The sequence below is a fragment of the Thiemannella venezuelensis genome, from assembly GCF_014203605.1.
Taxonomy (GTDB): domain Bacteria; phylum Actinomycetota; class Actinomycetes; order Streptosporangiales; family Streptosporangiaceae; genus Planomonospora_A; species Planomonospora_A venezuelensis.
Genome location: NZ_JACHJJ010000012.1, coordinates 114,021 through 132,921, shown reverse-complemented (window position 1 = coordinate 132,921; position 18,901 = coordinate 114,021). Strand labels below are relative to the sequence as shown.

General features: G+C 73.8%; 18 protein-coding genes. 2 read left to right on the top strand and 16 right to left on the bottom strand.

Features of this window, described 5'->3' with window-relative positions:
- Positions 1-4: 4 nt before the first annotated feature.
- The 10 genes from FHS22_RS18955 to FHS22_RS18910 all read right to left on the bottom strand — a co-directional run bounded on the left by FHS22_RS18955 (position 5) and on the right by FHS22_RS18910 (position 10,069).
- Complete coding sequence (locus tag FHS22_RS18955; RefSeq protein WP_184943453.1) at positions 5-358, bottom strand: PepSY domain-containing protein; 354 nt, start codon at positions 356-358, stop codon at positions 5-7.
- A gap of 88 nt (positions 359-446) precedes the next feature.
- Positions 447-1,529: a CU044_5270 family protein gene (locus FHS22_RS18950; protein WP_184943451.1), complete on the bottom strand. Its 1,083-nt coding sequence runs from the start codon at positions 1,527-1,529 to the stop codon at positions 447-449.
- Complete coding sequence (locus FHS22_RS18945; protein ID WP_338047817.1) at positions 1,526-2,173, bottom strand: RNA polymerase sigma factor; 648 nt, start codon at positions 2,171-2,173, stop codon at positions 1,526-1,528. The genes FHS22_RS18950 and FHS22_RS18945 overlap by 4 nt, the downstream gene beginning before the upstream one ends.
- A 40-nt stretch (positions 2,174-2,213) precedes the next feature.
- Positions 2,214-2,726, bottom strand: a complete 513-nt coding sequence (locus tag FHS22_RS18940; RefSeq protein WP_184943450.1) for a hypothetical protein — start codon at positions 2,724-2,726, stop codon at positions 2,214-2,216.
- A gap of 66 nt (positions 2,727-2,792) precedes the next feature.
- A complete protein-coding gene (locus FHS22_RS18935; RefSeq protein WP_184943448.1) occupies positions 2,793-4,970 on the bottom strand; it encodes a hypothetical protein in 2,178 nt (725 codons plus the stop codon).
- Positions 4,971-5,147: 177 nt separating this feature from the next.
- On the bottom strand, positions 5,148-5,723 hold the full coding sequence (locus FHS22_RS18930) for a DUF1638 domain-containing protein (RefSeq protein WP_221473812.1): 576 nt from the start codon (positions 5,721-5,723) through the stop codon (positions 5,148-5,150).
- Positions 5,724-5,781: 58 nt separating this feature from the next.
- Positions 5,782-7,710 (bottom strand): ASKHA domain-containing protein, encoded by a 1,929-nt coding sequence (locus FHS22_RS18925; RefSeq protein WP_221473811.1) that lies wholly within the window; start codon positions 7,708-7,710, stop codon positions 5,782-5,784.
- A complete protein-coding gene (locus FHS22_RS18920) occupies positions 7,707-8,558 on the bottom strand; it encodes a dihydropteroate synthase (RefSeq protein ID WP_184943443.1) in 852 nt (283 codons plus the stop codon). Before FHS22_RS18920 ends, FHS22_RS18925 begins: the two co-directional genes overlap by 4 nt.
- A gap of 9 nt (positions 8,559-8,567) precedes the next feature.
- Positions 8,568-9,230, bottom strand: a complete 663-nt coding sequence (locus FHS22_RS18915; protein WP_184943442.1) for a corrinoid protein — start codon at positions 9,228-9,230, stop codon at positions 8,568-8,570.
- Positions 9,227-10,069 carry an IclR family transcriptional regulator gene (locus FHS22_RS18910; RefSeq protein WP_221473810.1) on the bottom strand — a complete coding sequence of 281 codons (843 nt, stop codon included), beginning with the start codon at positions 10,067-10,069 and terminating at the stop codon, positions 9,227-9,229. Before FHS22_RS18910 ends, FHS22_RS18915 begins: the two co-directional genes overlap by 4 nt.
- 65 nt (positions 10,070-10,134) lie before the next feature.
- Between FHS22_RS18910 and FHS22_RS18905 the strand changes: the two genes are divergently transcribed.
- Positions 10,135-11,565: a trimethylamine methyltransferase family protein gene (locus FHS22_RS18905; protein ID WP_184943441.1), complete on the top strand. Its 1,431-nt coding sequence runs from the start codon at positions 10,135-10,137 to the stop codon at positions 11,563-11,565.
- A 69-nt stretch (positions 11,566-11,634) separates the two neighbouring features.
- Here the strand turns inward: FHS22_RS18905 and FHS22_RS18900 are convergent, their stop codons facing one another.
- Positions 11,635-12,291 (bottom strand): hypothetical protein, encoded by a 657-nt coding sequence (locus FHS22_RS18900; RefSeq protein ID WP_184943440.1) that lies wholly within the window; start codon positions 12,289-12,291, stop codon positions 11,635-11,637.
- 191 nt (positions 12,292-12,482) lie between these two features.
- Between FHS22_RS18900 and FHS22_RS18895 the strand changes: the two genes are divergently transcribed.
- Positions 12,483-13,409: an SPFH domain-containing protein gene (locus tag FHS22_RS18895; protein WP_184943439.1), complete on the top strand. Its 927-nt coding sequence runs from the start codon at positions 12,483-12,485 to the stop codon at positions 13,407-13,409.
- A gap of 66 nt (positions 13,410-13,475) precedes the next feature.
- Here the strand turns inward: FHS22_RS18895 and FHS22_RS18890 are convergent, their stop codons facing one another.
- From FHS22_RS18890 to FHS22_RS18870, 5 genes are all read right to left on the bottom strand, one after another.
- Positions 13,476-14,249: an IclR family transcriptional regulator gene (locus FHS22_RS18890; protein ID WP_338047816.1), complete on the bottom strand. Its 774-nt coding sequence runs from the start codon at positions 14,247-14,249 to the stop codon at positions 13,476-13,478.
- A 125-nt stretch (positions 14,250-14,374) separates the two neighbouring features.
- Positions 14,375-15,625: a (Fe-S)-binding protein gene (locus FHS22_RS18885; protein WP_184943436.1), complete on the bottom strand. Its 1,251-nt coding sequence runs from the start codon at positions 15,623-15,625 to the stop codon at positions 14,375-14,377.
- A 1-nt stretch (position 15,626) separates the two neighbouring features.
- Positions 15,627-17,039, bottom strand: coding sequence for an FAD-binding oxidoreductase (locus FHS22_RS18880; protein WP_184943435.1), 1,413 nt, complete (start codon positions 17,037-17,039; stop codon positions 15,627-15,629).
- Positions 17,039-18,493, bottom strand: coding sequence for an FAD-linked oxidase C-terminal domain-containing protein (locus FHS22_RS18875; protein ID WP_184943433.1), 1,455 nt, complete (start codon positions 18,491-18,493; stop codon positions 17,039-17,041). The genes FHS22_RS18880 and FHS22_RS18875 overlap by 1 nt, the downstream gene beginning before the upstream one ends.
- The gene (locus tag FHS22_RS18870) at positions 18,490-18,858 is read right to left on the bottom strand and encodes a PDDEXK nuclease domain-containing protein (protein WP_184943431.1); all 369 of its coding nucleotides are present in this window, start codon (positions 18,856-18,858) and stop codon (positions 18,490-18,492) included. Before FHS22_RS18870 ends, FHS22_RS18875 begins: the two co-directional genes overlap by 4 nt.
- Positions 18,859-18,901 lie beyond the last annotated feature (43 nt).

Here is an 18,901-nt window from a genome sequence, read left to right as displayed (position 1 = left end):
GCCGTCAGCTGTAGTTGATCTTCAATCTGACGATCCTCCCGGTCTTGGTGGAGATGTACAGGTCGTACCTCCACAGTCCTTCCTCCATCTGAACCCACCAGGTCCAGATGCCCTGCTCGTGCACGCGCTCGACCTTCACGACCATGGCCCCGGGAGCGTTCCGCTCGGCGATCTCGACGGCCTCCTCCGAGGTGATCTCGTCCACGGCGGCGGGTGCGGCCGGGGCCGGGGTGGGCGCGACCGGGGCGCGGGTGACGGTACCGGTGCCGGCCAGGGCGGTGCCGCCCCCGGCGAGCAGGAGGACCGCGGCCCCCGCGGTGGCGAGGGCGGCCCTGAAGATCGTGCTGAGCTCTCTCATACAGGAGGCCTTCCCGGGCGGCGGTGAGGCTCCGCCATGCCCCCGCTAAAAACAGCGTCACGTCCGCGCCGCCCGGGCAGGGTCCCCGTCAGCCGCAGCCGGACCTGTCATCCCCCTCGACCGCGGGTGCCTCGTCGGTCACGGTGACCGAGAGCTGCGCGGTGGAGGCGACCAGGCTCCCCTCGGGGGACTTCGCCAGCTTCTCGTCCACCACGACGCCGCGCTCCCCGAGCAGCTCGTAGGTCTCCGGGTCGAAGACGAGGTCCTCGCGGACCCCGCCCAGGTTCACCCGGCCCACCCCGATGCCCTTGCGGCCCGCGGCGTCCTCGGCGTCCTCCACCGCGTTCACCCCGGGGATCGTGGCCGCCGCCTTGAACAGCGCGGCCCGCTGCGCGGCGGGCAGGTAGTTCTCCCGCAGCAGGTCGCCGACCCGGGTCCAGGCGGCCTCGTCCCTGGAGTTGCCTCCTCGGTCGCCCTCGTAGAGGTGGGCGCGCATGCCCTCGGCGTCGGTCGGAAGCCTCTTCAGCGCCGCGTGGTCGGTGCGGAGGAAGTCGGGAACCGGTTCGCAGACCGGCAGCCGGTCCATGCCGACCCGGCCGACCGCCTCGTACGCCTCCTCCGGAATCGGCCAGCCGGGATAGGCCTTCGGCTCCAGGTGCTCGACCCTCAGCGCTCCCTCCCTGCTCCCGTCGGCGGACTGCCAGATCGTCCGCCTGGTCCGGTAGAGATGGCGGGTCTCGCCGGTGGCATCCGCCGCGGGGTCGGCGTCCATGTGGGAGTAGGCGGCGTACATCGTCTCCGACTCGACCTTGATGAACTGGTCGTCGCGCGGTTCCAGGTCGGTCCCGGTCCGGGTGGCCGCGTTCGCGGCCCTGCCGAGCACCTCTCTCGCCGACACGGGCGCGATCTCGGGGAGTGCCACCACGACCTCCTCGACCGGCCCGCGCTCCGGGCCGGTCCCGGTGACCAGAACGACCCCGGTCGCGGCGGCCGCCACCGCCAGCGCACCGGCCAGCAGCGTCATACGCGGCCCGCGCCAGAAAGGCCGGGCGGGCGCGCGCGAGGCGGCCGCCGCGGCCAGCCCCCGCCGGGCCGCGGCCTTCGCCTCCGGGTCGTACGGCGGCGCGTCCGGCCGGACGGCCGCGACCAGCTGGATCTCGTCCTCGTTCATGCGTGCGACTCCAGGAAGCGGCGGATCTTGGTTCGGGTCCGGGAGAGCCGGGAGCGCACGGTTCCGATCGGGACGCCGAGCGCCTGTGCGGCCTCCTCGTAGGTCAGCTCGGCCCAGGCGACCAGGAGCAGCAGGTCGCGCTCTGCGGAGCTCAGTCTCGCCAGCGCGGCGGCCAGCGCAGGCCGGAGGCCGTCGGCGGTCACCCGCTCGGCGCTGCGCTCCTCGAAACCGGCCGCCTGCTCCGGGGCCTGCCGGGAGAGGGCCTTGAGCCTGCGCGTCTCGGCCCTGCGGTGGCCGGAGATCAGGTTCGAGGCGATGCCGTACAGCCAGGGCCGGGCGTCGGGCCTGGTCAGGTCGTAGCGGGCGCGCTTGCGGAAGGCCACGAGGAACGTCTCGGCCGTCACGTCGTCGGCCGTGGTGACGTCGTCGAGCCGCCGGGCGGCGTACCGGTGGATCTCGTCGGCGTGCCGGTCGAACAGCCCGGCGAACCTGTCGGGGTCCGCCAGCGACTCCTCGATCAGCGCCGCGTCGTCGGAGGGCGGAGACAGGGCGGGCGCTGCCGCCCGGTGCGGGAACGACAGCGTCACCACCTGTTTCGTCCAGTCATGAGAGGGGTCCTTGTCTGCGAGCGCGGTCGCGCCCACATCCCCTACTCCGTCAGCGGACGTTATCCGGTTCCACGTTTCAGTGGACTTCGACGATCAAAGAGGGTGAGGTGACGCGGAGGCGGGGGACCCGCCGGACGAGGGCGAGGACCTCGGCGGCGCCGGTCTGGCCGAGGCGGCCGAGCCACTGCTCGGGGGCCTCGCTCTCGGTGTCCAGGGTCAGCGTGTAGGCGTAGGAGCCGGGCCGGTCCGGGGCGAAGGTCTCGAAGGTGGCCAGGGTCCGCGCCGCGCAGGGGTCGAACGCCTCGCCGGGCGCCAGCCGTACGAAGTCGGAGGCGAGCAGCGGGCCGGTGAGAGGGTCCTCCGGGACGGGCGGGGCGGCGGCGACCCGGCCCTCGAAGGAGACCGACGGAAGGTAGCGGGGATAGCGGCTGCCGTCCTCCGAGCCGTCGAGGACGCCGGTGACCAGCAGTTCGGCGACGGCGACGAGGGAGACGGAGACGGGGACCGGCTTCCCGGCGGGGTACGGCCCGCCGGGAGCGGTCAGTTCTACGCGGAGCGCGTCCGCCCGGTGCGTGTCTGTCCGGGGCACGGTGTCCTTCTTCTCGGTCGCCCGGCGATCATGCCGGCCGTGGCGGACATGCCGCCTCTCGACGGGTCACCGCTTCCTCTCGGCGGGCCGTTCACCAGCCTCGGCGGCGAGGACCGCCTTGGCCCGCTCGGCCTGCTGCCGGATCTGGTCGAGCACGGACGGGCGCAGATGCTTGGCCTCGAAGGTGTGGACCATCCTGTCGATGGTGCCGGTGGCCTGCTCCAGGTCGCCCTGCCTGGCCTGGGCGCGGGCCAGGCGGCGCATCACCATGTTGAGCGTGATGTTGTCCACGCCCGCGCCCTTCGCCGAGGCGTCGGCCACCATGGTGAGCTGCTGGATGCTCTCCTTGGTGTCGGGCTGGCGGATTTTCAGCTCCTTGTCGGCGGTGAGGTCCTTGAACTCCCGCTCGGCGTTGATGCCCTGGGCCATGCGGGCGTACACCGCCAGGGGGTGCTCGCCGTAGCGCTCGATGACCTCGCGCAGCGCGTCGTTCCCCGAGGCCAGGCAGGGGGAGTCGGAGCCGAGCAGGGAGAGCAGCTTGCCCGACTCCTCGCCCAGCAGCAGCTCGGCGACCTGCTGGTCGTCCTGCGTGACGGGGTACCGGACCCGGATCACGCAGACCGGGGAGACGACCCGGGAGCCGTCGGAGGCCAGGTACTGGGCGCGGACGCGGTACTCGCCGGGCTGCTGGAAGTAGTGCCCGTCGCTGCCGTGGCCGATGTAGGCGCTGCGGTAGATCGCCGGGTTCTCCCCGTCCAGCCTGATCATGGCCGTCTCGTCCACGCAGTGGCGGAGCATCGGCCGGTAGAGCACGGTCCGGCCGGACGGCTGGGTGATCGCGATGTGCGTGAAGTCGGTGTCCGGGTGCAGGTGGCCGTGGGTGCTGCGGCCGCGCAGGTCGGTGGTGCAGAGCTTGAGCTCCACGACCACCGGCTCGCCGAACGCGAAGGCCTCCTTGGTGGCGCGCAGTCCGAGGGCGAGGCCCGACCGGTCCTCGACCGGCTCGTCGAAGAGCTCGGGGGCGATCTCGGCGCCGCCCGTCCCGAAGGGGTTCGCCCCCATGATCACGTCGCGGTAGTGGCCGTGGCGGAGGTGGACCAGCTCGCTGTCGGTGAACTGGAAGGGGAACGCCGCCCAGTAGGCGGCCTCGCCCCCGGCGCCGGAGACGGGCCGGTAGTTCTGGACGTAGTTCATCCAGCTCAGGTCCGCCAGGCCCCCGTTGGGGCCGAGCGGCTGCGGCGGGACGGCCAGGTGCTTCTGCCAGGAGTGCAGCAGGTTGAAGGCGTGGCCGATCTCGTGCACGTAGGTGCGGAGCTGGGCGCGCAGGGCCTGCGGGCCGTCACCCTTGACGGCGTTGTAGAAGACCGCCGCGCCCTGGCGCTGGCAGGCGTCGCCGTAGTCGAACATGATCCCGCGGTAGCCGCCGGTGTGCGCGCTGGCGACCAGCATCCAGACCTTCCACTGCGGCACGTTGTGGTGCGCGCTGAAGTGCCTGACCATCGCGTTGTGCAGCTCGGCGTCGTCCCAGAGCAGGTCGGCGCCGGAGCCCGCGGTGTCGATGACGTCGGAGACGCCGGACATCTGCAGCTCGATCCCGGCCTCGGCGTAGGCGCGCACGACGGTGAGCTCGCGGGCCCGGCTGCCGGGGGGCTGGGGCAGGGCCCCGGTGTCGTAGGAGACGAACGGCACGGTCCCGGTCACCGAGTCCTGCTCCAGGAGCACGCTGCGGAAGTACGGCGAGACGAACGCGCAGGTGTAGGCGGCGCCGGGCTCGCCCGAGGCGGCGGAGAAGCGCACGGTGGCGTCGGCCTGGGGCTGCAGGGCGGTCCTGCGCGGGATGCTCACCCGCACGACGGGGGCCCCGGCGGTGAAGGTGAAGTTCCCCGTCCCCTCGATCACGACCTCCTCGGCCGTGACGGTGACCGCCGGCAGGTGCACGATGACGGAACCGAAGTAGGAGGTCGTGCTCCCGCTGACGGAGAAGAAGTCGGCGCTGACCCGGTGCTGCGGCCGGGCGCCGTCGACGTCCACGCGGAGCTCGATCCGGCAGTCCTGGCCCGCGCTGCCGTACCTGCCGCGCGTCAGCTGCCACTGGACCTCCTGCCGCGGGCCTCCCGCCTCCGGGCGCTGCTCGAGCACCCTCCCGTCGGGCCGGACGTCCTCCTCGCGCAGGGGGTGTCCGAGGACGACCACGCCGGGCGGGGACGCCGACGTCCCCAGGGTCGGGTCGGATGGAGCGGACATGTGATCTCTCCCGTCGCTCTCGCCGCGTTCCGGGCACGGCGTCGTGGCCCGGGACACCCGGTGGCGCGCCGCCGGGCGGCCGCCCGGGCTCGCGGCAGCGGTATATCCGGACACTTCTCTCCGGCTCCGGATGTGTCAATGGGCCGCGGGGAATGTGGCTCCGGGGGCAGACCGGCGTCACGAACCCGGTTCCAGAAGTGTCTCCAGTTCCGCTTCCAGCCTCTCATCCCCGGTCGCGCGGACCACGAGGGGCAGGCCCAGGATCCCGGCCGCCCGTACGGCCAGCGCGCGCAGCTCCGGCGTCGGGCGCTGGGCCAGCCAGACGGCGCGGCGGTAGTGGGCGAAGTAGGCGTCGCGCAGGTCCGGGTACCGGTCCAGGCCGAGTTCGGCCAGGACGGAGCGGTGGAAGGTGCGGACCAGGTAGTCGGTGAGGAAGTACGTCCCCGGCTCCTCCTCGGCCAGCCGCCGCAGCGCGGGCCCGGCGAAGACGTCGTAGCAGTGCCCGCCGCGCAGCCGGGCCAGGCCGTGCCGCTCGCACACCGCGTCCAGCGCCCCGTAGGTCCCGCAGTCGGCGTAGGCCACCGCCAGCCGCCGGTGCCTGTCCCGCACGCCCGCCGCCACCGCCTCGACCTCGGCGGCGATCAGGGCCGGACGGTTGTGCAGCAGCGGCGGGAGCGGGTACACCTCGACCGCCCATCCGCGCCGCGCCGCGATCTCCCGCACGTGCCCCGCCAGCGCCCCGCACGCGATCACTCCCGCGCTCTCCCGCCGCTGCCCGGCACCGCCCGCCGGAGCGGGCCGGGGGAGGGGTTCAGGGACCGGGGAAGGAGAGCAGGTCGACGAAGCGGTCGTTGAAGTCGGGCCGGTCGGAGAGCTCGACATAGCGGATCTCCTCCAGGAGGGCGAGGGCTCCGGCGCGTTCCTGGACCGAGAGCAGCGCGAGCTTGGCGCCCTCCCCGGCGACGTTGCCCGCGCTGACGATCCGGGACAGGGCCAGCTCCGGCACCAGGCCGATGCGGACCGCCGAGGCGGGGGAGAGGTAGGAGCCGAAGGAACCGGCCAGCAGGACCTGCTGGATGTCGTCCTCCCCGGCCCCGTGCTCCTGCAGCAGCAGCCGCCACCCCGTCGCGATCGCTGCCTTGGCGAACTGCAGTTCGCGCACGTCCCGCTGGGACAGGTAGACGTCCCCGGCCAGCACGAAGACCCGTTCCCCGCCGATCACGGTCAGCCGGGCGGCCAGGCCGGGTGCGAGCCGTACGGCCTCCTCCTCGGGGACGAACCGGCCCGAGCGGTCCAGCAGGCCGACCCGGAGCAGCTCCGCCACCGCGTCCACCAGCCCCGACCCGCACAGGCCGGCCGGGGCGACGTCGCCAATCACGCCCAGCTCCACCGAGGGCGCGAGCCGCACCGTCTCGATCGCCCCGGCCGAGGCGCGCATCCCGCAGCGGATCTGGGCCCCCTCGAAGGCGGGCCCGGCCGGGGCGGCCGTGGCCAGCAGCCGGTCGGCGCCCCCCAGCACGATCTCGCAGTTGGTGCCCACGTCGACGAAGAGCCGCAGCCGCCGGTCCCGGTCCATGCCGGTCGCCAGCGCCCCGGCCACGATGTCGCCGCCGACGTAGGCGCCCAGCGCGGGCAGCACCACGGCCCGGGCCCGCGGGTGCAGCCGCAGCCCCAGGTCGGAGGCGAGCAGCACGGGCAGCGCGCGCACGGCGGTCACGAACGGCGCCACGCCCAGCGGCTCGGGGTCGACGCCGAGGACGAGGTGCACCATGGTCGCGTTCCCGGCCAGCGCGACCTCGTAGACGTGCCCGGGGGAGACCCCCGCCTCCTCGCACACCTCCAGCGCGAGCCGGTCCAGCGTCTCGCGGGCCGCGTCCCGCAGCCGGTCCAGTGCCGCCGGGTCCAGCATGGTCGCGCTGATCCTGGAGATCACGTCGGCGCCGTACGGCTGCTGCAGGTTGAGCATCGAGCGCACCGCCACCGGCGTCCCGGCGGACAGGTCCAGCAGCGTCGCCACGACCGTCGTCGTGCCCAGGTCGACGGCGAGGCCGTAGCGCGACCCGCTGGTGTCCCCGGGCTCCACGTCGATCAGCGCGTCGTCCACGACCACCGCCGTGACCCTGAAGTCCGCGGCCCGCATCACGCGCCCCGCGGCCCGCACGGCGTGCAGGTCCGGGGTGGGCTCCAGGTCGTCCAGGGCGGCCAGCAGCCGCTCCACGTCCGGGACCTGGTCGGAGAGGGAGGGCTCGGCCAGCTCGACGTAGCGTTTCTGCACGGCCGGGCGGAGGATGACCTGCCGGCCCACCCCCACGGTCGCCGCCTTCGGCCGGGTGGAGAGCGCGGGCACCTCCACCTCCAGGTCGGAGACGGCCTGGGCCAGGCAGGCCAGGCGCCACCCCTCGCGCAGCTGCTCCGGGGTGAACGCCCGGGGGTCCAGCCGGGAGACCGGGAAGGCGGCGTCCGCGCCGGCCGCCCCGCCCCCGGCGCCACCGGGGCCGTCCGGGCCGTGCGCGCCGTTCCCGCCGCCCGGACCGGGGGTCACCCTGACCCTGCACTTGCGGCAGGTCCCGTGCCCGCCGCAGGTGGAGTCGATCGCGACGCCGTTCCAGCTCGCCGCCTCGAACACGCTCACCCCCGCAGGCACGCTCACCTCCCTGGGCGGCCTTCCCTCGGTCAGCAGGCGCAGCCGTACCCGCCCGCTCCCGGGGGCCTGCCCGTCGCCGGGGACCGCTGCGGTCACGGCCGCCGGGCCCGGTAGGCGGCGATCCAGTTCGCGCCCCACGGGTCGTTTCCGAGCAGCAGGTCGGCGGCGCGGGCGGCGGTGACGCACTCGGGGGCCAGGACGTTCATGATGGCGCCGGTCAGCCCGGCGGCGGCGGCCATCGGCAGGAAGGCGGCGCCCAGCGCGTGCCGGTCGGGCAGGCCGAAGGAGACGTTGGAGGCGCCCAGGCACATGTTGAGCCCGTAGACGTCGCGGATCGCCCGGATGGTCTCCAGCGTCGTGTTCACCGCGTCGGTGTCGGCGCCGACGGTCATCGCGAGCGGGTCGATGACGATGTCCTCCATCGGGATGCCGTACTCCTCCACGGCCACCCGGACGATCTTCCCGGTGATCTCCAGCCGCTGCTCCGCGGTCTCCGGGATGCCGGTCTCGTCGTTGGCCAGCGCGACGACCGCCGCGCCGTACCGCTTGACCAGCGGCAGGATCTCGGCGAGCCGGTCGTCCTCGCCGGTCACCGAGTTGACCAGCGCCTTGCCCTGGTAGACCGCCAGGGCCGCGGCCAGCGCCCCGACCACCGAGGAGTCGATGCACAGCGGCAGGTCGGTGTGCTCCTGGACGAGCTTGACCACGGCGGTGAGCAGCTCGGCCTCGTCGGTGAGCGGCACGCCCGCGTTCACGTCGAGCACGTGCGCCCCGGCCGCGACCTGCCGCTCCACGTCGGCGACCACCTGGGACAGGTCGCCCGCGCGCAGCGCCTCGGCGAACTTCGTGCGCCCGGTCGGGTTGATGCGCTCCCCGATGACGCAGAACGGCCGGTCGGGGCCGATGACCACTTCCCTGGTCCGGGACCTCAGGACGGTGTGCACGATGCCCTCCTAGGCGGGTACGGCGCGGCGGCCGGCCAGGAGCTCCTTGGCGCGGCGGACGGCGGTGGAGGCGTCGGCGGCGTAGCCGTCCGCGCCGACGGCGTCGGCGTACTCCTGGGTGACCGGGGCCCCGCCGACCATGACGATCACCTGGTCGCGCAGGCCCGCCTTCTCCAGCGCGTTGATGTTCGCCTTGAACATCGGCATCGTCGTGGTGAGGAAGGCGGAGAAGCCCACGATGTCGGGCCGGTGCTCGCGGACGGCGGCCACGAACCTCTCCGGGGCCACCTGCACGCCCAGGTCGATCACCTGGAACCCGGCGCCCTCCAGCATGATGTTCACCAGGTTCTTGCCGATGTCGTGCACGTCGCCCTTGACCGTCCCCATCAGGAACGTGCCCAGCGAGGTCGCGCCCGTCCGGGCCAGCAGCGGCCGGAGCACCTCCATCGCGCCGGCCATCGCCCGCCCGGCGATGAGCATCTCCGGCACGAAGAAGTCACCGCGCTCGAACCGGGCGCCGACCTCCTCCAGGGAGGGGATCAGCGCCTCGAACAGCATCGTCTCGGGGGCCATGCCCGCGGCCAGGCCCCGGCCGGTCAGGTCAAGGACGGCCGGGGCGTCTCCCACGAGCGTCCGGTCGTAGAGGCCCTGCAGGATCTCTTGCTCGGTCAACGGGGGGCTCCTAACACTTCGGAGAGGGCGGCGGCTTCACCGGCGAGCAGCTCGCCGATCTCGGTGACGCGTTCCGGGGTGAGCCGGACCGAGGGGCCGGAGACCGACAGGGCCGCGACGACCGTGCCGTCCCCGCCGCGCACGGGGGCGGCCACCGCGACCAGGCCCGGCTCCAGCTCCTCGCGGGCCGCGCCGTACCCGCGGCGCCGGATCCCGGCCAGCTCTCCGCCGAGCTCCCCGCGGTCGGTCACGGTGCGCGGGGTACGGCGCTCCAGCGGTCCCCGGGGCAGCTCGGCGGCGCCGTGGGCGAGGAAGACCTTGCCCAGCGCCGAGCAGTGCAGCGGCACCCGCAGCCCCACCCAGTCGGTCGCGCCGAGCAGGTAGCTGCTGTCGACCTGGGCGATCTGCTCGACCGCGCCGCCGCTGGGTACGGCCAGGTTGACGGTCTCGCCGGTCTTCTCCCCGATCCGCTCCAGGTACGGCCGGGCGGTGGCGGCCAGGCCCGCGCCGCCGGACCGTGCGGCGTGGCGGGCGAGCACGGGCCCCGGGAGGAAGGCCCCCTCGTGGTCGCGCTGGAGCAGGCCGTGCCGTTCCAGCGCCGAGAGCAGCCGGGAGGCGGTGCTCTTGGGCAGCCCCGACCCGGTGTGCAGGGCGGTGAACGGCTGGGGCGCGTCCGCCTCGACGACGCGGACGAGCAACCGCGCCGCCCGGTCGACGGCCTGCGTCCCGGCCGGGTTCCTCGTCTCGTTCTCCCCGCTCATCGCGGGCCGCGGGGGTTCTCCGGCCGGCTCACCGGCGCCTCCTCGGGGGAGTTCCACATTATGGAACTTCAGTTCCATTTCTTGAGCGTAAGATCGGCCTGAGATCCGGGTCAAGAGGGTCGAGCAGGTCCGAAGGAGTGGCCGTGTTCCTGAACCAGATGCCCCGCTACGAGATCCTGTCCGCCGACGCGATGGCCACCCTCGACCGCGGCTGGCGCCGCATCGTCTCCGAGATCGGGGTCGAGTTCATGTCCCCCCGGGCGCTGGAGCTGTTCCGCCGGGCGGGGATGAAGGTCGAGGAGAACAACGTCTTCTTCGACCCGGAGTTCGTCCTCGAACAGGTCGCGAAGGCGCCGCGGGAGTTCGACGTCCGGGCCCGCAACCCCGCCAACAGCGTGCACATCGGCGGCGACCACATGGCGTTCGGCGCGGTGTACGGCTCGCCGTTCGTGCGCGAGGGCGGCGTGCGGCGCGAGGCGACGCTCGACGACTTCCACCGCTTCTGCAAGCTCTCCCAGGTCTTCGGCGAGATGGACTCCGCCGGGGGCGTGGTCTGCGAGCCGGGCGACGCGCCGCTCGACTCCCGCCACCTCGACATGGTCTACGCGCTCCAGACGCTGACCGACAAGATCTACATGGGAAACGTGGTCTCCGGGCCGAACGCCGCCGACACCATCGCGATGACCCGCATCCTGCTCGGCGACATCGAGGCGGCCCCGGCGACCATCTCCCTGATCAACTGCAACTCGCCGCTGCGCTGGGACGACCGCATGCTGGACGCCCAGTTCGAGTACTCCGCGGCGAACCAGCCGGTCGTCCTCACCCCGTTCCTGCTGATGGGAGCCATGTCGCCGGTCTCGGTCCCGGCCACGCTGGTCCAGCAGATCGCCGAGGCGCTCACCGGGATCGCGCTGTCCCAGCTCATCCGCCCCGGCTGTCCGGTGATCTTCGGCTCGTTCCTGTCGAACATCGACATGCAGTCCGGCTCGCCCTGCTTCGGCACCCCGGAGTCGGCCGTCGGGCTGCTGTGCACCGGCCAGATCGCCCGCCGCTTCGGCCTGCCCTGGCGCTCGGGCGGGGCGCTGACCTCCTCGCAGACCGCCGACGCGCAGGCCGGGTACGAGGCGCTGATGACGATGCTGCCCACGTTCCTGGCGGGCGCCAACTGGGTCATGCACGCCGCGGGCTGGCTGGAGGGCGGCCTGGTCAGCGGCTTCGAGAAGTTCGTCGTGGACGTCGAGATCCTGCGCATGCTCCAGCACGAGTTCACCCCGCTGGAGATCACCGAGGAGTCCCTGGCCTTCGACGCCCACGCCGAGGTCGGCCACGGCGGTCACTTCCTCGGCGCGGCGCACACCATGGAGCGCTTCCGGACCTGCTTCTACCGGCCGCTGCTGTCGTCGTCGGACAACTACGAGCGCTGGATGCGGCGCGGCGCCCAGGACGCCGCGGCGCGGGCCGGGGAGATCTACCGGGCCAAGCTGCAGGAGTACGAGCAGCCGCCGCTCGACGACGCGGTCCGCGAGGAGCTCCGGGAGTACGTCACCCGCCGCCGTCGCGAACTCGGCGACTGAGGGGCGGGCCGCGGACTCGGCGGCTGAGGGGCGGGCCGCGGACTCGGCGGCTGAGGGGCGGGCCCGTCCTCAGCAGCGCACCGGCAGGGGGACGCGGAAGCCGTGCTGGTCGCGGAGCACGCCGCCGCTGGCCTCGGCGATCGCGATGGCGAGCCGTTCGGCGGCCTCGACGACCGCCGGGGTGGACGGCCCGCGCCGCAGCGACACCTCGTAGTCCGTCTCGCCGTCGTCTCCGCCGCAGAAGGAGATCTCCAGCGGGCTGTGGCCGGAGCGGAGCAGGGTGAGGTCGATGCCGGGGAGCCGCTGGGGGCGCGTGCCGGGCAGTAGTTCGGCCAGGCGTTCGGCGGGCAGCGCCCGTCCGGTGACGGAGAACAGGTCGGGTGAGCGCTCGGGCGGGTGCGGGCAGGCCAGTCCGCCCAGGCGCGCGGCCAGCCCGGCCACGATCGCGGCCGGGTCGGTCTCGCCCTCGGGGTCGCGCTGCTCGGCGGTGTAGGCCACCGGCCAGCCGACCGGGAGCCGCGCCGCGAGCGCGAGCCCGCGGTGGACCGGGACCGGGCCGCGGAGCCGTACGGACTCGTCGACCACGATGGAGCGGCCGCGCGGGTGCGCCTGCGGGCTGTGCAGCCGGACCGTCTCCAGCACGGTCCGGGGCGGGACGGAAGCGGGCAGCAGCAGCGTGGGCCCGCCCCGGAGGCGCCGGGCGGGCAGAAAGTCGAACAACCCCATGGACCGGGAGCCTGCCAGGCGCCACTTGTGAATCACTGGGATCGGCTTGAGGGCCACCGGGCACGGCCGCCGGGGCCGGGCGGGAACCCCGGCGCCTCCTGCCTCCGGCGATCGGACGCGGCCGGACTACGCCTTCGTGAGCGGCGCCACTAGGATCCGCCTTCGGTAAAGCGGACGTAAAGGAAGTGGCGATGAGCGCGCAGAGGACCGGTGGCAGACGGTTGCTGCTGAAAGGGTTCCTGCTGGCCGTGGGCGCGGTGGTGGTGCTGGGCTTCGTGCTCAGCGGGTGCACCCGCGTGAGCACCCAGCCCGACGAGGTCGTCCTGCACTACGCGGGCGGGACCTTCGAGGCCATCAAGTTCGAGAAGTGCATCAACCCCTCCAGCGGGGCGACCCTGCTGGGGCCCGGCGACACGGGCTACTCCTACCCGTTCGGCCAGCGGACCTTCGACTTCTCCGGCGCCGAGGGCGCCGAGTCCAAGCCGCTCAGCGTCGTCAGCAAGGACAACGTGGAGATGCTCGTCTCGGGGGTGGCGACCTTCACGCTGAACACCGACTGCGGGACGCTCCAGAGGTTCCACGAGAAGATCGGGCTGAAGTTCCGCGCCTACCACGAGGACGGCGAGTCCGAGGGGTGGCGGCGGATGCTCGGCACCTACATGCGGATCCCGCTGGACCGGGCCCTGGACGCGGCCTCGCAGGAGTTCGAGTGGCGCGGGCTGTTCAACGACCCGAAGGTGAAGCAGGCCTGGGAGGCGCGGGTCGGCACGCTGGCGCGGGAGTTCATCAAGGAGACCGCCGGGGCCGACTACTTCTGCGGCCAGAACTACGCCGGCAGCGGCGACTGCGGCGACATCTCCCTGACGATCCAGAAGCCGGAGCCGCCCGAGGCGCTGGTCGACGCCCTGGCCGCGGAGCAGGCCGCGAAGGCCGAGAACGCCGCCCAGGCCCAGCGCAACGCCAAGGTCCGCACCGAGATCGAATCGATCAGGGACCTGGTGAAGGTCCTCGGCAGGGACGGCGCCGTGCTCTGGCAGGCCATCCAGAAGGGCCAGGTCACGGTGGTGCCGGTCCCGCAGGGCAGCGACCTGGACATCACCCCGCCGAACCGGCAGTGAGCTCCGACGGCCCGTTCCCGCGGGAGCCGATCTCCTCCGCTCCGCTCCCGCGGGTCGCCGGGACGGTCACCCGGGGCTGAGACCGCCGCCGAGCTCGGAGCCGAAGTCGCGGGCGATCCTCCGCATGCCCGCGGCGAGTTCCTCCCGGTCGAGGGCGTCGATGCGCTCGGCCGGGCCGGAGACCGACATCGCGGCGATCGTCCGCGCGCCGTCGCGCACCCCGACGGCCAGGCAGTGCACGCCGAGCTCCTCCTCGCCCAGGTCCAGCGCGTACCCCCGGTCCCGCACCCGCTCCAGTTCGGCGAGCATGCCGGGCAGGTCGGTGATCGTGTTGGCGGTCCGCCTGGGCATGCCGGTGCGCTCGACGAGGGAGGCGACCTCGGCGTCCGGCCGGTCGGCCAGCAGGACCTTGCCGACCGCGGTGCTGTGCGGCAGCACCCTCCTGCCGACCTCGGCGAACATGCGCAGCCGCCGGGGGGAGGGGATCTGCGCGACGTAGACGATGAAGTCGCCCTCCAGCACCGCCATGTTCGCGGTCTCGCCGGACAGCTCGACCATCCGCTTCAGGTACGGCTGCGCCCACACGCCGACCATGCGCTCGGCCACCCCGCCGAGCCGTACCAGCGCCCCGCCCAGCGCGTAGCGGCGGTCGGACTCCTGCCGGACGTACCCCCGGTCGAGCAGCGTGCGCAGCAGCCGGTGGATCGTCCCGTACGGCAGGCCGGTCGCGGCGGCCAGCTCCGAGATCCCGGCCGCGCCGCCGTGCCCGGCCAGCGCCTCCATCAGGTCCAGCGCCCGGTCGACGGACTGCACCGTGCCTTTGGCGCTCGCTTCGCTCACGCGGTCCGGACGCCCGGGTGCCGGTGGCCGCCCTCTTCGCTCGTCCGCTCGTTCCTCGCTCCCTCGCTCATCGGTTGGCTCACCGGCGCGTCCTGCCGGGCCTTCGGCGCTCGCTTCGCTCACGGTCATGCGATCTTCCCCAGGCCGCGCAGGGAGGCGTCGAGGACCTGGGCGGTGTGGGCGACCGGGATCGGGGCCGCCCCGGACCTGCGGATCGCGGAGGCGATCTGCATGGTGCAGCCGGGGTTGGCCGAGACCAGCAGGTCGGCGCCGGTGGCGAGGACCCGCTCGGCCTTGCGGTCGCCCAGTTCGCGGGCGGCCTCGGGCCGGAACAGGTTGTAGGTCCCGGCGGAGCCGCAGCAGATCGACGACTCGGCGATCTCCCGCAGTTCCAGCCCGGGGACGGCGGCCAGCAGCTCGCGCGGCTGGGAGCGCACCCCCTGGGCGTGCGCCAGGTGGCAGGCGTCGTGGTAGGCGACCTTCAGCGGGAGCGGATGGCGCCTGGCCGCCGGCCCGAGTTCGGCGAGGTACTCCGCGAGGTCCACGGTCCTGACGGCGCGGGCCCGCCCGGCCCATTCCCCGTCGCCGATCCCGTCGAAGACCTCCGCGTAGTCCTTCATGGTCGAGCCGCATCCGGCGGCGTTGACCACGACGGTGTCCACGCCCGCCCGCTCGAAGGCGGCGACCGTCCGCCGGGCGAACCGCACGGCCTGCTCCGGGCGGCCGGAGTGCAGCGGCAGCGCCCCGCAGCAGCCCTGCGCGGGCGGGATCACGACCTCGCAGCCCTCCATCGCGAGCACCCGCGCCGTGGCCGCGTTGACCTGCGGGAAGAACGCGCCCTGCACGCATCCGGTGAGCATGCCGACGACGGCCCTGCGCCGGCCGACGGCCGCGACGCGGCGCGGCAGCCGTACCCGCCCGGCCGGTTCGGGGGCGAGATCGGCCATCGCGGCCAGGGACGGGTTGATCCGCTCCAGCCTGGGGGCGAGCCGGCGCCGCAGCCCAGCGCCGAGCCGCAGCGGCAGCCGCATCGCGCGCAGCCGCCGGGGGTAGGGGAAGAGCTGGAAGACCAGCTCCCGCAGGGCCCGGTCGGCGGGTTCGCGGACGTGCTCCCGCTCCACCTCGGCACGGGTCTGCTCGATCAGCCTGTCGTACCGGACTCCGGAGGGGCAGGCCGTCACGCACGCCATGCAGCCCAGGCAGGCGTCGAAGTGCCCGGCCATCTCGTCCGTCAGGGGGGTGCCCTCGACGTGCTGCTTCATCAGGTGGATCCGGCCGCGCGGGGAGTCCATCTCCTCGCCCCACAGCACGTAGGTCGGGCAGGACGGCAGGCAGAACCCGCAGTGCACGCAGTCGTCGATCAGCTCGGGGTCCATCTCAGAGGCCTCCCGCCATCCGGCCGGGGGACATCCTCCGGCCGGGGTCGAACCGTTCCTTGACCCGCCGCATCAGCGGCAGCGCGGCCACCGGTCCCCAGCGGCCGGCGAGCCGGGCGAGCTCCGCGGGCGCGGCGAGCACGGTGAGCCTGCCGCCGAGAGGGGCGACGTCGGCGCGCACGCCGGAGACGAACGCCGCGAACGCCGCCGCGCCGACCTCCCCGGGCAGGGCGATCTGCAGGACCGCCGAGGCCAGTGAGCCCCGCACCCGGGCGGGCAGCCCGCGCCCGGCGACCGCCGACAGCGCGCGGTCCACGCCCGAGGGCGGGATCCGCAGCTCCAGCAGCACCTCACCGGGGGGCGCCCCCCACCAGCCGGGGGCCTGCCGCGTGACGGCCGTCTCCGGTACGGCCTCCACCCGCCCGCCGGGCGCGGGGCCGTCCCCGCCCCCGGCCAGGTCCCTTACGGCCTCCGCCCGGACGCCGGTCGCCCTCCCGCTCCCGACGAGACCGCGCACGGTCTCCGCCCGGTCCCCGGCCGCCGTGCCCTCGACCAGCACGGAGAGCGCGGGCGCCCCGGAAGGCGCGAGCCAGTCCAGTTCGACCGCGCTCGGTTCGGCCTGCGAGGCCGCGAGCGCGGTGGCGAGGGCCCCGGGCCCCACGGGGAAGCCGGTCGCGCTCTCCCCGGCCGCCGCGGGCGCGGGCAGGGCCGTGGTGACCCAGCGGCGGGCCGGGGGGACGGGGTGCAGGCGGAAGACGGCCTCGGTGATGATCCCCAGGGTGCCGTACGAGCCGGTGAACAGCTTGCCGAGGTCGTAGCCGGCGACGTTCTTGACGACCTTCCCGCCGGAGCGGGCGACCGTGCCGTCGGCGAGCACGACCGTGATCCCGATCAGCAGGTCGCGGGCGGTGCCGTAGCGGAGCCTGCGGGGCCCGGCCGCGGCGGTGGCGAGCATCCCGCCGACGGTCCCGCCCGGGACGGGGCCGTCCAGGGCGAGCTCCTGCCCGGAGGCCGCCAGGGCGGACTGCAGGACGTCGAAGGGGAGCCCGGCGCTGACCCGGGCCACCAGGTCGCCGCAGGAGTGCTCGACGGCCGACCCGCCGCCGAGGACCAGGGAGGAGGTGCCGACCACCAGGTCGCACCGTTGCGGCGGGTCGCCCCATGCCTGCTTCGTCCCGCCGCCCACGGGCACCACGGCCAGGTCGTACCCGGCCGAGACGCGCATCAGCGCCGCGACCTCCTCGGTGCTCGCGGGCGATGCGACCCAGCGGGGCGCGACCCCGGCCACGGCGTCGCCGGGGTCGGCGTCCCGGACCGCTGCGCCGGTCGCCCGCAGGGCGTCCCCCGCGGCGGTCGCCGGTGCGCCGGGGCCGTGGGAGGCGTCCCGCGGGCCGGACGGATGCGACGCGGCCATCAGAACTGCTCCGCCCGGCCGGACTCGACCAGCGGGTGCACGCCCCTGCGCACGCCCGGGACCTCGCCGCACAGGCGGGGGGTGGGGAAGACCTTGCCCGGGTTGGACAGGCCGCGGGGGTCGAAGGCGCAGCGGACCAGTTGCATGGTGTCCAGATCATCGTCGGTGAACATTTTCGGCATATAACGGGACTTGTCTACACCAACGCCGTGCTCGCCCGTGATGGATCCGCCGTGCTCGATGCACAGGTCGAGGATCCGGCCGGAGACCGCCTCGGCCCGTTCACCCGCGCCCGGCTCGGCGTCGTCGAACAGCACCAGCGGGTGCAGGTTCCCGTCCCCGGCGTGGAAGACGTTGGCCACCCGGATGCCGTGCTCGGCCGAGAGCCGGTCGATGCCCGCCAGCACCTCCGGCAGCGCGGTCCGGGGGACCACCCCGTCCTGCACGATGTAGGCGGGACTGATCCGGCCGACCGCGGCGAACGCCGACTTGCGGCCCTTCCAGATCGCGGCCCGCTCCTCGGGCCCGGCCGCGGTCCGCAGCTCGAACGCGCCGACGGCGCGGCAGACCCGTTCCACCTCGGCGAACTGGTGCGCCACCTCGGCGGCCGGGCCGTCCAGCTCCACGATGAGCACCGCCCCCGCGCCCTCGGGGTAGGCGCAGGCCACCGCGGCCTCGGCCGCCTCGATCGCCAGGGCGTCCATCATCTCGATCGCGGCCGGGACGATCCCGCCGCCGATGATCGCCGAGACGGCCTGCCCGCCCTGCTCGATGTCCCTGAAGGCCGCCAGCAGCGTCGTCACGGACTCCGGGGTCCGCGAGAGCCGTACGGTGACCTTGGTGGTGATCCCGAGCGTGCCCTCCGAGCCGACGAACGCGCCCAGCAGGTCGTAGCCGGGGTCGTCGGCGTCGAGCGTGACGATGTCGCCGTCGGGGGTGACGATCTCCAGGGCGAGGACGTGGTTGACCGTGAAGCCGTACTTCAGGCAGTGCGCGCCGCCGGAGTTCTCCGCGACGTTCCCGCCGATCGTGCAGACCTGCTGGCTGGAGGGGTCGGGCGCGTAGTAGTAGCCGTGCTCGCGGACCGCCTCGGTGATCGCCAGGTTGCTCACCCCCGGCTCCACCACGGCCCGCCGGTTCGCCAGGTCGATCTGGAGGATCCGCCGCATCTTCGAGGTCACCACCAGCACCCCGTCGGTGCGCGGCAGCGCCCCGCCGGACAGCCCGGTCCCCGCGCCGCGCGCCACGAACGGCACGCCGTACTCGCCGCAGAGCTTCACGACGGCGGCGATCTGCTCGGCGCTGCCGGGCAGCACGACGATTCCGGGCACGGCCCGGTGGTGGGTGAGACCGTCGCACTCGTAGGTGCGCAGCCGCACCGGATCAGTGATCACCGCCCCCGGCGGCAGCACCCCCGCCAACCGCCGGGCCAGCTCATCGAGCGTCTCGGTCAATTTCGATCCTCCTCAAACTCACGCGGAGGTGCGGCCCAGGCGTTGATGCCGGGGCCGATCGGCTCATCCGGGACATCCTCCTCGCCGGTGCCGAGCTCCTGCAGGAAGCGCACGACGTTCGCGACGATCTGCTGCTCGACGTCGCGTTCATGTCGCGCGTTGTCGTCCAGGAACTCCAGGACGTAGGGGTCCTTGATGAGCTTCTTGACGGACTCGCGGTCCTGCGGAGGCACCGTCCGGTCGACGTTGTGCAGGGGATGGCCGGTGCGGAGGTGGAGCTGCCCCTTGATCTCCCGCTTGGTGTCCGCCGGCAGCGCGGCGTACTCGTCGGGGTGGACCTCTTTGCCGTTCCTGTGATCGTTCATGGACGGAACGCATTGGATCCGTCCGGTGACTCTGAGTGACGGT